Source organism: Kribbella sp. NPDC058245 (assembly GCF_042882005.1).
In the GTDB taxonomy this organism is placed as follows: Bacteria; Actinomycetota; Actinomycetes; order Propionibacteriales; family Kribbellaceae; genus Kribbella.
This window is the reverse complement of sequence record NZ_JBHVWY010000021.1, coordinates 63,475-78,734: the sequence shown is the minus strand read 5'-3', so window position 1 is coordinate 78,734 and position 15,260 is coordinate 63,475. Positions and strand designations below refer to the sequence as shown.

Here is a 15,260-nt window from a genome sequence, read left to right as displayed (position 1 = left end):
CGGAACCCCTCGTCGTCGGAGGTGGCTGGGTGGAGCTAGGCGTAGTGCCGGTAGACGGCACGCGCGACGCAGGCAGGTTTCTCCGCGCCTTGGAGTTCGACGGTGAAGTCGAGAAGCATCTGGACGCCGCCTTCGAGGCCGGTCACCTCCGCGACCGCGGCCGTGAGGCGGATCTTGCCGCCGACCGGTACCGGGGTGGGGAAGCGTACTTTTTCGAGTCCGTAGTTGACGCTCATCCGGACGCCCTCGATCGCCAGCAGGTCGGTGAACAAGGGGATGACGAGTGCCAGGGTGAGGTATCCGTGCGCGATCGTGGATCCGAACGGCCCGTTGGCAGCGCGTTCGGGATCCACATGGATCCACTGGTGGTCGTCGGTGGCGTCGGCGAACTGGTCGATCCGGTCCTGGGTCACCTCGAGCCAGTCACCGTGACCGAGGTCGCGGCCGGCCAGTGCGGTGATCTCGGCCAGGCCGTTGGCACTGGTCTTCATGTTGCCTCCCGATCGGTGGTGGCCAGGCCGAGCAGCCCGGCGGCGTTGTCCTTGAGGATCTTCGAGCGGACCTCCGGCTTGATCTCCAGTTCGGCGAAGTCGGCGAGCCAGCGGTCCGGTGTGATCACCGGGTAGTCGGAGCCGAAGAGGACCTTGCCCTTCAGCAGGGTGTTGGCGTAGCGGACGAGCTGGGGCGGGAAGTACTTCGGCGACCAGCCCGACAGGTCGATGTAGACGAAAGGTTTGTGGGTGGCGACCGCGAGCGCCTCGTCCTGCCACGGGAACGACGGGTGCGCCAGGATGATCCGCAGCTCGGGGAAGTCGGCCGCGACGTCGTCGACCAGCATCGGGTTCGAGTACTTCAACCGGATTCCACCACCACCGGGGACGCCGGCACCGATGCCGGTCTGGCCGGTGTGGAAGAGCGCGGGGACGCCGAGTTCCTGGATGACGTCGTACAGGGGGTAGGCCATCCGGTCGTCGGGGGCGAAGCCCTGCAGGCTGGGGTGGAACTTGAACCCGCGGACGCCGTACTGCTCGACGAGCCGCCGCGCCTCGCGAGCTCCGGCCCGGCCCTTCCACGGATCCACACTGGCGAACGGGATCAGTACGTCGGCGTGCTCAGCGCAACTCTCGGCGACTTCCTCGTTGGCGATCCGGGGATGGCCGGTGGCGTGCTCGGCATCGACGGTGAACACGACGGCTGCCATCCGGCGTTCCCGGTAGTAGGCCGCCATCTCGGAGATCGTCGGCTGCCGGTGCTGATGCGCGTTGAAGTACGCCGCCGACGCGCTGAACAGCTCCGGACTGAGTGAACCGTGCCCGTCCTTGGAAACCTCCGCATGAGTGTGGATGTCGATCGCGATGACGTCGTCGAGGTCGATGGTCACGTCATCGGCCTTGCGGTGCTGGGATTCCGTAGGACTCCGGCTCGGCGCCAATTCCGGCGGACCACGAGGCCGCGATCCCCTCCGCGGTCCAACCGTCCTGGCTGTACTCGACGGTCTTCTCCGCCGGATGCGACCACAACGCGAGCCGGTCACCACCGATGCCGATGGCCTGTCCGGTCACTCCTGCGGATGCATTCGAGGCCAGGAAAACGATCAGAGCTGCGACGTCCTCGACCGTGCCGAGACCTTCGTCGCGACGCAACCAGCGCGGCAGTGGCGCACCGGTCCGCTCAGCCTCTTCGATCGCCGGCGCGAAAGCCGGAATGGTCCGGGTCATCTCGGTCGCCGCCACCGGTACGACGGCGTTCACCATGACGTCAGCCTTCGCAAGCTCCATCGCCCAGGTCCGTGCCATCGCAGCGATCCCGGCCTTGGCAGCCGCGTAGTTGGTCTGGCCGAAGTTCCCCCGCTGGCCCGCCGGCGAAGCCACCAGGATCAGCCGGCCCCCTTCGCCCTGCTCCCGGAACTGCTGGGCCGCCGCGCGAGCACAGGTGAACGTACCGCGCAGGTGGACGCGGATGACATCGTCGAACTCGTCGTCCGACATCTTCCACAGCACGCGGTCCCGCAGGATCCCCGCATTGGTGACCATCGCGTCCAGCCGGCCGAACTCCTTCACAGCTGTGGCGACCAGCCGGTCCGCGACCTCGCTGTCGCCGACCGGAGCAACGACCGGGACCGCCCGGCCACCCTCCTTCGCGATGGCGTCGACCACTTCCTGCGCCGCCTGACCGTCCACATCGTTGACAACGACGGCGGCGCCGGCCGCGGCAAGTGCCTCCGCGTACGCCCTCCCCAGTCCACGACCGCTTCCGGTGACCACCGCGACCTTGCCGTCCACATCCATGGCGACGTCCTCTCCTCAGCTCGTCGGACCGTCAAAGTACGTCACTTTTCTGACGGCCGTCAATGACTTGCCCAACTTAATGTTCTAAGGTGGTCGGTGTGACAGATGCCAACGACACCGGCGCACACCGGCCGCAGTCCCTGATGCTCAACTTCCTGGGCCTGTACGTCCTCGGCCGGAAGACCGCGGTCTACTCCGGCAGCGTGATCGACGTCTTCGCCCGCGTGGACGTCTCGGAAGAGGCCGTGCGCTCAACCCTTACCCGGATGGTCGGTCGCGGTCTGCTGACCAGGCAGCGCCAGGGCCGCCGGGTGTACTTCGGGCTCACCGACCGGGCCACTGAGGTGCTGGAGGACGGCGCTCGCCGCATCTGGGACACCGGAGCGGTCAACCGCGACTGGGACGGCACCTGGACCCTTGTCGGCTACTCACTGCCCGACAGCAGACGTAGCGATCGCCACGACCTGCGCAGCCAGCTCGTCTGGGCCGGCTTCGGCCTACTGCAGAACGGTTTGTGGATCGCACCCGGTACCCGCGATGTCACCGCTGTCATCGAACCGCTCGGCTTGATGGAGCACATCACTGCCTTCACCGCTGCCGCAGCCAAACCGACAGAGGTGGCCGAGCTGATCAGTCGTGCGTTCGACACAGCATCGATCTGCGAGCAATACAAGGCTTTTCTCGACCGCTGGGATACTCCGCATCCGCTCTCGACCGCACCGGACGACCTTGCGCGTCGACTACTCCTGCACACCGACTGGCTGCAGGCCATCCGGCAGGATCCGCATCTCCCTGCTGAACACCTGCCCACCGACTGGCCCGCGATCCGCGCTGAGCAACTCTTCCGCCGGCTGGACGACGAGATCCGTCCGGAGGCCACCCGTCTGGCCGAAGAAGTCCTCGACGAGATCCCCTTGACTCACTGAGCTCACGAGCCTCTCCGCAACCCATTCCGGTAAGTGACGCCGGGTTGTTATCGGCAACCTCTCCACTTGGGGGTGTGCGGCCGGGCGCGGTTGTTCGCAGACTGTCCGCCACCGGCCCGTCCAGAAGCCGGTCGGAGAAGCGGAGGGCCGCCAGTGCTCAGCATCCGAAATCTGCGCGTGCGTTACGGCCGGTCGATGACGGCCTTGCACGGTGTGGATCTCGACGTTCCCGATGACGGCGTCCTCGCCGTGCTCGGCGCCAACGGCGCGGGGAAATCCACCCTGCTGCGCGCGATCTCGGGAACCCTTCGCCTGCACCGCGGCGTGATCACCGCCGGAACCATCCAGTACGGCGACCAACGGATCGACCGGCTCGAGGCCGCGAAAATCGTCCGGCACGGAGTGGTCGGCGTACCGGAAGGGCGGCAGATCTTCGCCCGGATGACAGTGGCCGAGAACCTGCGGGCCGGCGGGATCGCGACCAAGCCGGCGGCGAGAACCGAAGCCAGGAAACGGGTCAGCGCTCTCTTCCCGTTGCTCGACGAGCGTGCCGAACAGCGCGCAGGGCTGCTCTCGGGCGGTGAGCAGCAGATGCTCGCGATCGGCCGCGCACTGATGGCCGTCCCGAAACTGCTGCTGCTCGACGAGCCGTCACTCGGCCTTGCACCCAAGCTGGTCGAGCGAATCGGCGAAGCCGTTCGCGAGATCCACGCGCAGGGGACGGCCGTCGTACTGGTTGAGCAGAACGCCTCGATGGCATTGGCCGTAGCCGATCAGGCCGTCGTACTGAGCGTCGGCTCGGTGGTGCTGTCTGGTCCTGCGGCGGAGATCGCGGACAGCGTTCACCAGCACTATCTCGGCTCCCCTGCGCAGGAACGTCGTTCCCTGGCCCGGTGGTCGTGATGACGTCACTCGTTCTCGACCGTGTCACCCTTCGGTTCGGTGGACTCGTTGCACTGGACGGAATCTCGTTCACGGTGGCGCCGGGATCCCTGCACGCGTTGATCGGCCCGAATGGCGCTGGGAAGTCCAGCTGCTTCAACGTGATCAGCGGTCTCTACCGGCCCACCTCCGGCACCGTACGGCTGGGTGAACAGAACCTGCTCGATCTTCGGCCGCATCGGTTGGCCGGTCTCGGTATCGGGCGCGCGTTCCAGAACACCGCGCTCTCGACGCATTCCACTGTTCTGGACAACGTCCTGCTCGGCCGGCACACGCTGACCCGTGGCGGATTCGTCGCCTGCTCCTTGCGCTGGACCCGGCGTGAGGAGAAGCGGCACGCGGCCCGCGCCCGGGAGATCTGCGACTTCCTCGGGATCGGCGCGGCCGTCGACCAGCCGCTCGGCTCGCTGCCGTACGGCGTGACCAAGAAGGTCGACATCGCCCGGGCCCTGGCGGTCGAACCGAAGTTGCTGCTGCTCGACGAACCCGCCGCCGGGTTGAACACCGAGGAGACCGCCGAACTGGCCGCGACGATCGGCCAGATCCGGACCGACCTCGGCATCGCGATCCTGCTGGTGGAGCACGACATGGACCTGGTGATGGGGATCGCCGACCAGGTCACGGTGCTCGACTTCGGCCGGGTGATCGCCGACGGCACCCCGGGCGATGTCCAGACCGACCCTGACGTGATCAAGGCCTATCTCGGAGCGACGACATGACGACCTTTGTGCAACTGATGCTCAACGGACTGGGCAAAGGTGCGGTGTTCGCCTTGCTCGCGCTGGGCTTCGTGGTGATCTTCAAGGCGACCGAGGTGGTGAACTTCGCGCACGGTTCGCTGGTTCTGTTCGGCGGCTATCTGGTCCTGGTCACCAAGGACACCGTCGGCTGGGCCGCGGCCGCGGTGATCGGGATCATCAGCGCAGGGCTGCTGGCGCTGGCCGTCGAGCGGTTGCTGCTTGCTCGATCCAGGCATGCGGATCCATTCAGCCTCGCGTTGCTGACCATTGGTGTGGACGTGATCATCACCGAGGAAGTCGTTCGCAGACTTGGCGTCTCGTTGCCGTTCATCGGCGATGCGTGGGATGCGAAACCACTCCAGTTCGGCGGCGTCACCCTCTTCCGGACGCACCTGGTGGCGCTCCTGGTCGCGACGATCCTCATCACCGCGTTCTTCCTCGCGTTCCGCTACACCACCTGGGGAATCGCCCTCCGCGCCCAGGCCGAGAACCCCGAAGCCGCCGCCCTGGTGGGGATCCGCAGTTCGCGGGTCACCGCATCGGCCTGGCTGCTGGCCGGCCTGCTCGCCGGAGTCGCCGTCCTCTTCATCGCCACCCAGGACTTCTCCGGCGCCGGGCTGTCCCGCGGAACGCACTCGATCGCGCTCGCCGCGTTCCCGGCCGCAATCATCGGCGGGCTCGACTCGACAGCCGGCGCTATCGTCGGCGGGCTCGCGGTCGGTCTGGTCGACGCGCTGTCGACGGAGTACATCTCGTTCGCCTTCGCGAAGAGCGCCGTCTTCCTGGTGATGCTCGTGGTTCTGGTCGTGCGTCCCGCCGGGCTGTTCGGAACCCGGGAGACAACTCGTGTCTAGACTCGTGTCCAAATTCCTGTGGATCCCACTGGCCGTGGTGCTGCTGGCGCTGCCGCTTTATCTCGACGCTTCCTGGCTCAAAGCCGGTCAGTACATGATGATCGGCGCGGTCGGGGCCATCGGGCTCACGCTGCTCAGCGGTCAAGCCGGTCAGCTCTCGCTCGCGCACGGATTCTTCCTGCTGGTCGGCGCCACGTCGTACACGGTGCTTTCCGGAACGGACGAGGATCTCGTCGGCCTCGGGCTCAACCCGTTGCTGGCACTGATCGGAGCTGTCGCGATCAGCGCGCTGGCCGGAGTCGCGTTCGCACCGGTCGCCGGCCGCGTCCGCGGCATCTACCTGGGCGTCGCCTCCCTCGCGTTGGTATTCCTCGGGCTGTATCTCGGTCAGGCAGCTGAATCACTGACAGGCGGTACGTCGACCGGCCGCGCACCCGCGACGTTCGAGCTGTTCGGGTTCTCGTTCTCCAACGAGGGCACGCTGGTGATCGCCGGTGTGCCGCTGCGCGGGACCGAGCGGATCTGGTACCTCTTCCTCGTCCTGCTGGCATTGGCGTACTGGCTGGCCAAGGGTGCGGTCGGCACCCGCGTCGGCCGGTCGTGGCGCGCAGTCCGCGACAACGAGGCTGCGGCGACTGCCATGGGTGTGGACGTCCGCCGTACCAAAGCCAGCGTGTTCGCAGTCTCGTCGGCGTACGCAGGGCTGGCAGGCGTCATGACTGTGTTGTGGTTCGACATTCTGAAACCGGACGAGAACGAGTTCGGTACCTACGGCATCAACACTTCGATCGCATTCCTGGCCATGGCCATCATCGGTGGCCTCGGATCGATCCCCGGCGCGGTGGTGGGCGCGCTGGTCGTGTACGGGCTGCCCCAGCTCCTCACGTTGTACTCCACCGACCTCGGCTGGTTCACCGGATCGGTGACACCGGTGCTGGTCAGTTCCTTCGTGTACGGCGCGGCGATCGTGCTCGTCGTGCTCTTCGAACCCGGCGGTCTGGCCGCAATCGGCCGCAGAATCAAGGAGTTGAGATCATGAAAGATCGGCTGATCGTAGCCACTGCCGTGGCACTGGTGCTGCCACTGGCCCTGGCCGGCTGCAGTACCAAGGGCGGCACCGAGACGAACTCGACCTCGGCCGGCGGCATCCAGTCCGGCACCGGGGTCACCGACAAGGACATCACGCTCGGCGTGATGGCCGACCTGAGCGGCCCGTTCAAGAGCCTGTCGACGGCCATCACCCAGGGCAACGAACTGTGGGCCGAGGATGTGAATGCTGCCGGTGGGGTGTGCGGGCGCCAGATCAAACTGGAGACCGTCGACCACGGCTACAAGGCGGACACGGCCAAGACGCTGTACCCGCAGATCGAGCCGAAGGTGCTCGGCTTCGTCCAGCTGACCGGTTCGCCGGTGATGGCCGCGCTCGGCAAGAACATCGAGACCGACAAGGTCACAACGACCCCGGCATCGTGGTCGTCGGAGCTGCTCGGCAATCCCTACGCGATGATCGTCGGGACGACGTACGACGTCGAGATGATCGACGGGCTGAGCTACCTGCAGGAGAAGGGGATGCTCGCCGACGGTGACTCGGTCGGGCACATCTACGTCGACGGCGAGTACGGCGCGAACGGGCTGCGCGGCTCGAAGTACTACGCCGAGAAGCACAAGCTGCAACTGCACGACGTCAAGATCACGTCGACCGACACCGATCTGACCAACGTCGTCACCGGGCTCAAGGGCCAAGGTGTGAAGGTCATTCTGCTGACCACGACTCCGAAGCAGACCGGTTCGGCGGCGGCCGCGAACAAGGCGCTCGGCCTGAACGTGCCGATCCTCAGCAACAACCCGGCCTTCGATCCGGTGCTGCTGAAGAGCCCGGCGGCGAGCGCACTCGACAAGCTCTACATCGTGGCGAGCACGGTGCCGTTCGCCGCGGACATCCCGAAGGCCAAGGAGATCGCCCAGAAGTACACCGCGGCCGGTTACAAGGAGCCGCCGAACGCAGGAACGCCGTACGGGTATGCGGTCGGTGAGGTCTGGGGAACCGTGCTCAAGAAGGCCTGCGACAACAAGGACCTGACCCGGGACGGCATTCACAAGGCCATGCAGGAGACGACCTCCGCCGACACCGGCGACCTGGTTGCCGCCCTGAACTTCGGCACTCCCGGCGCCCCGGCCACCCGGCAGGTGTACGTCGCCCAGCCCGACGCCTCGGCGCCGGGCGGCACGAAGTACGTGCAGCCGCTCTTCGAGGCCGAGCTGGCCAAGACCTACAAGGCACCCCACGAAGGCCAGTGAGAGAGTGGCCGCTTCCGGCCAACTTCGTTCACATATGTGAAATCTATTCACACCTCTGATTAGACTGGTCTACCTTCGGGCGGGAGACGCCATCTCGAGTCTCCCGTTCGAAGGAGCCGCCATGTCGCCACCCGCCCTGACCCGATTCCTGGTCTGCGCGCTCGCAGCCCTGCTGCTCGGGCCACTGACCGTGCTGACCTCCCTGCCGGCACAGGCCGCCCCGGCACCGCTGCAGATCTACCCCGTGCAGTCGATCTACCCGGCCTCCCCCGACTACCGCCTGACGGTGAACGGGCAGAACGTGCCGGTCACCGACTACCCCGGGTACGACATCGCCCAGTTCGCCATGGGTGGCGGCGAAGCCACCATCACGGTGACGAAGGTGAACAACACCGCGATCGGCTCGTACTTCATCAGTCCCGCGAAACTGAACCTCAGCGGATCGGTGAGCGGCGCCTCGATGACGTTCACCGTCACCCGCGACGAGTACCTGATCGTGAAACTCGATGGTCGGCCGAACCTGGTGATCGCGATCGACCCCCTCGAGACCAACCGGCCGGCCGACAGTGGCACGGGCATCTTCAACGTCCGCAACGCGCCGTACAACGCGCAGCCGGGCAGCGCCTACAGCACCACCGCCTTCCAGAACGCGCTCAACGATGCGGCGGCCTGGGGCGGAGCGAACGGCCGCCAAGGGACTGTCTACGTTCCGCCCGGTGTCTGGACGCTCGGAAACCTGTACCTGCGCAGCAATCTGGCGCTCTATCTCGCACCCGGTGCCGTCCTGCGCTATACCGGCGAGCGTTCGCAGTACGACGTGCACTGGCACAAGGACTCGCAGAACCGCGACATCACCTGGTTCATCTCGACGCGCTACTCGTCGTCGAACATCTCGATCTACGGCCGCGGCGTGATCGACGGCAACGGGCAGGCCTCGCTCGGCCCGAGCAACCTCGGTGTCAACCTGCTGACGCCGGTCTACACGACGAACTTCCGCGTCGACGGGATCACCTTCCGCGAATCCAGCAGCTGGGCGATCATGCCGATCCGCTCGGTCGACGTCGGATTCACCAACCTGAAGATGTTCAACCGGTTCGACATGGGTGAGAACGACGGCATCGACGTGATGGAGTCCCGGCAGGTCCGGGTCACGAACGCGATCGGGATCGGTCTGGACGATCCGTTCAGTACCAAGACCTGGGCTGCCACGACCGACCTGACCAAGAACATCCCCGGCGACCCACGACCGCTGGATGACGTGGTGTTCGACGACCTGGTCAGCTGGACGTACTGCTACGGGGTCAAGGTTGGCCAGGGCGTCCTGCAGAACCAGTCCAACGTGACGTTCCGGAACGCGGTTGTGCACGATGCCGCGGTGGGGATCGGCGTTCACCACAAGTACGGGACGGGAACGGCGAGCACGATCCGGTTCGAGAACATCGACATCGAACGGCTCTCGTTCACCAATGACAGCAACCGGACCTGGCTGGCTCTGTGGACCGGCACCGGGCCGAACGGGACCGGCCCGATCAGCGGCGTACGGATCGCAAATGTCCGAGTCCGTGACGCCGGTACGACGGCCGCCCGGATCAACGGTCAGCCGGGTGCACAGATTACTGGCGTCGAGCTGAACCGGATCCTGATGCCGGGCTCGTCGTCGTACGCAACCACGCTCGACCAGATGCGGATCACCAACGTGTCCGAGAACGGACCGATCACCATCACCCAGTAGCACCGGCGCGCTGCACCCAGCCCCGCAGCAGCCGGTCGTGGAGAGCTCCCGCAGTCCGCGGGAGCTCTCCGTCGTTCCGTCAGCCGGCGCCGTACTCGACTCTTGGCTCTTCGACGTGCCGGCTCAGGGGGATGTTGAGGTCGGCGAAGGTCTTCAGCGGGGTACCTTCGACTTCGACGTCGCGGAGGATGATGTTCGAGAGGGCCCCGTCGGCATTGCCTGCGGCAACGAGTGGCGGCATCCGGCCGGCGTCGCGCACGATGATGCGCTCGATTCGTACGCCGGAAACCGGGCCGATGCCGAGGCCGCGTTCACGAGTGTGAATGAGGAGCCAGCTCTGGTTGCCCCGGTCGTGGTCGAGCGACTCGATGTCGATGTCCTCGTAGACGAGGTCGGTGCAGGGCGCGCTGCCGTAGCAGGGGTCGATCGCGATCGCGCGGGTCGCGTTGTAGACGTAGCCCTGCCGGTAGGTGATGTCGTGCTGCCGCGAATAGTGACCGTTTCCCACCTTGAACGCCGCGCAATGCGTCCACGCGACGACGTCCTCGAACAGAACGCGTTCGACCGGCTGGCGGGGATGCGGCCAGCTGAGGGCGATGTTCGCATCCTCGGCCCACGCCTTGGTCGAGTACGGATCGTCCTCGCAGATCGCGATCATGTGCCGGACGACGACGTCCTGGCACTCGTTCACATCCAGGACGTCGTTCTCATACTGGCGCTGTGTCTGAAAGCCCTTGTAGTTGGTGATCGTGACGTCGGAACACCGGCTGGGCAGAAACGCCCAGGATCCCGAGTCGCGACCGATCACCCCGTCCACGACCAGCCCGCGGGTACCGACCGGGACGAAGAGATGATTCAGGTAGCGGCTCTCCTTCCGCATCCGTGCACCCTGCCCGTCGATTGTCCCGCGGCCAGAGACAGAGACATCGACAGAACCCGGTTCGGTCGACAGCAGCCAAGTACCGTCCATCTCCAGGCTGTCGTGCCGAAACTTCTTCGCATAGTCAGCCGGATTCGCGGTCGCCCGCAGCACCGACCCGCCGGCCAGGTAGAGGTGCACCCGCGACCGCAGCACAACACTCCCGATCGAGAACACGCCCGCCGGCACGTAGGCCACCCCACCACCAACCTTGTACGCCGAGTCGATCGCCGCCTGCACCGCCTCCGTGGCCAGCGCCACGCCGGTTGGATCAGCAGCAAACGCCGTGACCACGTTGAAGATTCCGGGACCATCAGCAGCCGGCGGATCGACCTCAGCCGGGTCAGCAGCAATGACCAGCTCAGCCAGATCGTCGATCTTCACGATCAGGTAGCGGCTGTGTTCGAGCGTGAAGGTCATCCGGTTCGCCGACACCTCAACTGGTATCGCGAACGCCAGCGGGCTCACAGTCGCGACCTCGATCCGGCTGCGGGTGCTCACCTCAACAGTCACCGAGCCGTCGAACGAGAAGTGCGCGTAGTGATACTCCACTCCCCCACCGGGTTCCGGACCGAACGCGGTGACCGGCACGTTCTGCCCATCAACAGTCACGGCGAAGTCAGCCGAGATCGGGTAGATCGTCGGCAGGGGGTAGGAATCGACGCTCACCGGTGTCGACCGGACAACTGTTCGACGCCGAGAATCAGGGCCGAGTGGTCCAGGTCGCCGTACCCCTGAGCACGCACCGCGGCCATCAACTGCGCGACCACCGCACCGAGCGGGATCACCACGCCGGCCTCGCGGGCCGAGTCCAGAACGATGCCAAGATCCTTGTGATGCAAGTCGATCCGGAAACCAGGCTGCAGCTCGTGGCGCATCATTCCGGCGGCCTTGCGGTCCAGGATCCGGTTCCCGGCAAGCCCGCCGGCCAGCACCTCGACGGCCCGCTCCAGGTCGACTTCGTACGCGTCGAGGAAGGTCAGCGCCTCCGCCACCAGCTCAATCGTGCCGGCGACGATCAGCTGGTTCGCGGCCTTGACGAGTTGGCCGGATCCCGCCGGGCCGACGTGCACTACCGTCGTACCGAGTGCTGCCAGCACCGGGCGGGCGGCCTCGACGTCCTCGGCCGCGCCGCCGACCATGATCGACAACGTTCCGTCGATGGCGCCTTGTTCGCCACCACTGACTGGTGCGTCCAGTGCGCGAACGCCGGCCTCGGCCGCCGCTGCGGCGACCTGGCGCGCCGTGGCTGGGGCGATCGAGCTCATGTCGATCAGCAATGCGCCGGACCGGGCTGCAGCGAGTACTCCATCGTTGCCGAGGACAACATTCTCGACGTCCGGTGAGTCGGGCAGCATGGTGATGATCACGTCGGCATCGCCAACGGCGGCCGCGATCGACTCCGCCGCAGTACCACCGGCGGCAGCGAACTGCGCAGTCTTGGCCGGGCTGCGGTTGTAGCCCCGTACGACGTACCCGGCCTCGACCAGGTTGGTGGCCATCGGCAGACCCATGATGCCGAGCCCGACGAATCCGATCCGAATCATTGCGCTCCAGAGGTTAGTGCGTAGCTGTCGAGAGAGTGGATGGTTCGAACTGCCCGTTCCGCCAGCGCGATCAGATCGCCGTCCGGGAGCAGCGCGTCCCGGACCAGGTCGCGGCTGACGCCGACGATCGCGGCGCCGGCGGCGAGGTAGGCGCCGGCCTCTTCGATGAGGACCCGCCCGGTCGGCACCAGCGGGATCTCGGGCAGCGGGCCGACCAGTTCGGCGAGGTAGGAGACTCCGCCGACCGGTCCGATCGGTGACACCTTCACCGCCTGGACGCCGTACTGCCAGGCGCGGACGATCTCGTTCGGCGTCAGCGCGCCAGGGATGAACGGTACGCCGAGGGTGTGCGCGGCCTCGATCACGTCGGGATCAGTCACCTGGCTGACGAGGAACGACGCGCCGGCGTCGACCGCCTGTCGCACCTGCTCGACCGTGCGCACGGTCCCGGCGCCGATCAGCACTTCGGGCGGCAGTACTTTGCGAGCCTGCCGCAGGGCGTCGAATGCGCCGGCCGAGGTGAGTGTGAACTCGACTGCCGGGATTCCCGCCTCGACCATCACCGTGGACGCCGCCACGAAACGGTTGGCGTCAGGTGCTCGTAGCACCGCCACCACCGGGCGTCCGTTCATTGCCTCGCGCAACTGCATCATCGCCGCACCTTCCCCGTGAGATCCTCGATGGCCATTTGCATGGCTGCCAACCGCCGGTCCGATGCCAGCCCTACGTGGTACAGGTGTAGTTCGTCGGCGCCGGCAGCAACCAATTCCCGCCAGTGGCCGGCTAGAGCGTCCGGATCGGCAGGCGTCGGCGGCAATACCGTTACGTACGCCGCCACGCTCGCGTCTACCACCGTGCGCATCGCCCGCACCCGTTCGACTCCTTGAGCGCCAAGCTCCCAAGCCGGGACCACATACGAACTCACCGCACTCGGCGAGCTCAGGTCCGGACCGGTGACGGCGGCTGCCGGGCCAGTGGCCCAGGGGTCGGCGACCGCGTGCATTGCGATCCCGACTGCGCCTGCTGCCTGGGCTTCGGCGACGACTGTTTCTCGGAGCAGGCGCGTTGCCTCCACGCGAATCCTCAACACCACCTCGATATCTGGAGCCATCGCGGCCGAGCTTTCACCAGCGCGAATGCGTGCCGCCAGTTGGCCCGGATCCACGCCCGCGTCTGCGAGCGACGTCGTACAGGCGTCGCAGAAGCAGATCGACAGCAGTGCGGACTCTTGGTCCGACCAGTCGGCTCCGGCGGTCTTCTCGTGGTGACCGAGGTGGCCGACGCCCATCGGTCCACAAGCCTCGAGTACGACGTCAGTGACACCGGACTGGCGGACGACCTCACCCACGAGCGTTCGTGCATACTCCCGCACCGCCGGAACGTTCGGGCACAGGGCGTACGGATACACATCTCCGAATGCGTTTCGCAGACATGTCCATGGATTCGCCTGGCCGACGGCCGTGCTGTGGGTGAGCACCACCCACGCCCGCACCGGCAGCCCAACCAGCCGCAGCTCGCCGGCCGCCCGGGTGAACGACCGCTCCCCCGCCCACGGACTTGCATCAGCTGGAATCAATTCACCCCAGCCTTCGGCGCGCACAGGCATGTACAGCGCCGCCGATCTGGCATCCACCAGCCGGTGCCGCGGGTGCCGCGGTGTTGCCGCCCGCACAGAATGGTACGCAGCCGCCAGCACCACAGCGTCGACGCCAAGCTCGGCGAACCGTTCAGCCGCGTGCGGATCGCCGTTGATGTCCCACGGGTAGGCGTATGCAGCGGTTCGAACCGCCATCAGAACCTCGGCAATGTCGGGTCGTAACCAGGATCGAGCTGACGCATGTACGCCGTGTCGTCCCGCGTCGTCCGGCCGGACTCGACGTACCGCTGGTGCCGCTCGGCGAGCTTGTCCTGGTCGAGCTCGACCCCGAGCCCCGGCCCGGACGGAACCCGCAACGCACCGCCGACGAACTCGAACGGCTTCGTCACCACATCGTCGTCCCGGTTCCACGGGTAGTGCGTGTCGCACGCGTACGCCAGGTTCGGCGTCGCCGCGGCGACATGTGTCATGGCAGCGAGCGAGATTCCCAGATGTGAATTCGAATGCATCGACATCCCGAGTCCGAAGGTGTCGCAGATCGCGCCCAGCTCGCGGGTATGTCGCAGGCCGCCCCAGTAGTGGTGATCGGACAGCACGATCTGGACGGCGTCGAGCAACACCGCCTCCGGTACCGTCTCCGGACTGATCACGCACATGTTGGTTGCCAACGGCATCGAGGCGCGCAGAGCGACCTCAGCCATCGCCACAGTGGTCAGCGCAGGATCCTCGAGGTACTCCAGCACCCCGCTGAGCCGCTCTGCCACCTCGATCGAGGTGTCCACCGACCAGGCACCGTTCGGATCGATCCGCAACGGCATCCCCGGGAACGCATCAGCAAGCGCCCGGATCGCGGCGATCTCCTGCTCAGGAGGAAACACCCCACCCTTGAGTTTGAGCGACCCGAAACCGTGCAGCTGAACCATCCGCTGCGCCTGAGCCACCACCCCGGCCGGCTCGAGCGCTGGTCCCCACTCATCCGCTGCCGCACCGGGATGCCCTGCCCACTTGTAGAACAGATAGGCGCTGTACGGCACCCAGGACCGCACCGCACCACCCAGCAGATCCGTCACCGGTACGCCGAGAAGCTTGCCCTGGGCATCGAGACACGCCACCTCGACGATCGAGAAGACACTGCGTTTCTGCACCGGCGTCACGTTCGGCCCCAGGATCGAGAACACGATCGACTCGATCATCGAGGTCTCGAACACGGTCCGCCCGATGATCGCCTGCCGGACCTTCGCCAGCCGGTCGAGCACGTCACGCTCGCCGGAACCTTCCCCCAGCCCGACGACGTCGCCGTCGACGATCAACTGGACGACAGTCCGCAGCGCCAGCGGCTCGTGGACCCCACTGGAGTTGAGCAGTGGCGGATCGGCGAACGCGAGCGGCGTCACCACCAGGTCGGTGATCTTCATCT

15 protein-coding genes are annotated in these 15,260 nt (G+C 66.4%); 7 read left to right on the top strand and 8 right to left on the bottom strand.

What is annotated here, in order from left to right:
* Nucleotides 1-35 precede the first annotated feature (35 nt).
* The 3 genes from ACFVWG_RS36795 to ACFVWG_RS36785 are packed head-to-tail and all read right to left on the bottom strand — an operon-like array spanning nt 36 to nt 2,288.
* The gene (locus tag ACFVWG_RS36795; protein WP_391548113.1) at nt 36-491 is read right to left on the bottom strand and encodes a MaoC family dehydratase; all 456 of its coding nucleotides are present in this window, start codon (nt 489-491) and stop codon (nt 36-38) included.
* The gene (locus tag ACFVWG_RS36790; protein WP_391548193.1) at nt 488-1,375 is read right to left on the bottom strand and encodes an amidohydrolase family protein; all 888 of its coding nucleotides are present in this window, start codon (nt 1,373-1,375) and stop codon (nt 488-490) included. The genes ACFVWG_RS36795 and ACFVWG_RS36790 overlap by 4 nt, the downstream gene beginning before the upstream one ends.
* Nucleotides 1,376-1,382: 7 nt before the next feature.
* Nucleotides 1,383-2,288 carry an SDR family NAD(P)-dependent oxidoreductase gene (locus ACFVWG_RS36785; protein WP_391548112.1) on the bottom strand — a complete coding sequence of 302 codons (906 nt, stop codon included), beginning with the start codon at nt 2,286-2,288 and terminating at the stop codon, nt 1,383-1,385.
* 98 nt (nt 2,289-2,386) lie between these two features.
* Here ACFVWG_RS36785 and ACFVWG_RS36780 point away from each other — a divergent pair, with 98 nt between their 5' ends.
* The 7 genes from ACFVWG_RS36780 (at nt 2,387) to ACFVWG_RS36750 (ending at nt 9,780) form a co-directional block, all read left to right on the top strand.
* Nucleotides 2,387-3,214: a PaaX family transcriptional regulator C-terminal domain-containing protein gene (locus tag ACFVWG_RS36780; protein ID WP_391548111.1), complete on the top strand. Its 828-nt coding sequence runs from the start codon at nt 2,387-2,389 to the stop codon at nt 3,212-3,214.
* Nucleotides 3,215-3,409: 195 nt separating this feature from the next.
* Nucleotides 3,410-4,117: an ABC transporter ATP-binding protein gene (locus ACFVWG_RS36775; protein WP_391548110.1), complete on the top strand. Its 708-nt coding sequence runs from the start codon at nt 3,410-3,412 to the stop codon at nt 4,115-4,117.
* Nucleotides 4,117-4,875, top strand: coding sequence for an ABC transporter ATP-binding protein (locus ACFVWG_RS36770; RefSeq protein ID WP_391548109.1), 759 nt, complete (start codon nt 4,117-4,119; stop codon nt 4,873-4,875). The genes ACFVWG_RS36775 and ACFVWG_RS36770 overlap by 1 nt, the downstream gene beginning before the upstream one ends.
* Nucleotides 4,872-5,750, top strand: coding sequence for a branched-chain amino acid ABC transporter permease (locus ACFVWG_RS36765; RefSeq protein ID WP_391548108.1), 879 nt, complete (start codon nt 4,872-4,874; stop codon nt 5,748-5,750). Before ACFVWG_RS36770 ends, ACFVWG_RS36765 begins: the two co-directional genes overlap by 4 nt.
* On the top strand, nt 5,743-6,789 hold the full coding sequence (locus tag ACFVWG_RS36760) for a branched-chain amino acid ABC transporter permease (RefSeq protein ID WP_391548107.1): 1,047 nt from the start codon (nt 5,743-5,745) through the stop codon (nt 6,787-6,789). Before ACFVWG_RS36765 ends, ACFVWG_RS36760 begins: the two co-directional genes overlap by 8 nt.
* A complete protein-coding gene (locus ACFVWG_RS36755) occupies nt 6,786-8,048 on the top strand; it encodes an ABC transporter substrate-binding protein (RefSeq protein WP_391548106.1) in 1,263 nt (420 codons plus the stop codon). The genes ACFVWG_RS36760 and ACFVWG_RS36755 overlap by 4 nt, the downstream gene beginning before the upstream one ends.
* Nucleotides 8,049-8,169: 121 nt before the next feature.
* Nucleotides 8,170-9,780 (top strand): glycosyl hydrolase family 28 protein, encoded by a 1,611-nt coding sequence (locus tag ACFVWG_RS36750; protein ID WP_391548105.1) that lies wholly within the window; start codon nt 8,170-8,172, stop codon nt 9,778-9,780.
* Between the two features lie 79 nt (nt 9,781-9,859).
* Here ACFVWG_RS36750 and ACFVWG_RS36745 read toward each other — a convergent pair whose 3' ends face one another.
* The 5 genes from ACFVWG_RS36745 to ACFVWG_RS36725 are packed head-to-tail and all read right to left on the bottom strand — an operon-like array spanning nt 9,860 to nt 15,258.
* Nucleotides 9,860-11,368: a coagulation factor 5/8 type domain-containing protein gene (locus tag ACFVWG_RS36745; protein ID WP_391548104.1), complete on the bottom strand. Its 1,509-nt coding sequence runs from the start codon at nt 11,366-11,368 to the stop codon at nt 9,860-9,862.
* Nucleotides 11,365-12,246, bottom strand: coding sequence for a 2-hydroxy-3-oxopropionate reductase (locus ACFVWG_RS36740; protein WP_391548103.1), 882 nt, complete (start codon nt 12,244-12,246; stop codon nt 11,365-11,367). Before ACFVWG_RS36740 ends, ACFVWG_RS36745 begins: the two co-directional genes overlap by 4 nt.
* Entirely contained in the window at nt 12,243-12,899 is a 657-nt protein-coding gene (locus ACFVWG_RS36735; protein WP_391548102.1) for a bifunctional 4-hydroxy-2-oxoglutarate aldolase/2-dehydro-3-deoxy-phosphogluconate aldolase, read from the bottom strand. The genes ACFVWG_RS36740 and ACFVWG_RS36735 overlap by 4 nt, the downstream gene beginning before the upstream one ends.
* Nucleotides 12,896-14,038 carry a hypothetical protein gene (locus tag ACFVWG_RS36730; RefSeq protein WP_391548101.1) on the bottom strand — a complete coding sequence of 381 codons (1,143 nt, stop codon included), beginning with the start codon at nt 14,036-14,038 and terminating at the stop codon, nt 12,896-12,898. Before ACFVWG_RS36730 ends, ACFVWG_RS36735 begins: the two co-directional genes overlap by 4 nt.
* Nucleotides 14,038-15,258, bottom strand: a complete 1,221-nt coding sequence (locus ACFVWG_RS36725) for a glucarate dehydratase family protein (RefSeq protein WP_391548100.1) — start codon at nt 15,256-15,258, stop codon at nt 14,038-14,040. Before ACFVWG_RS36725 ends, ACFVWG_RS36730 begins: the two co-directional genes overlap by 1 nt.
* Nucleotides 15,259-15,260 lie beyond the last annotated feature (2 nt).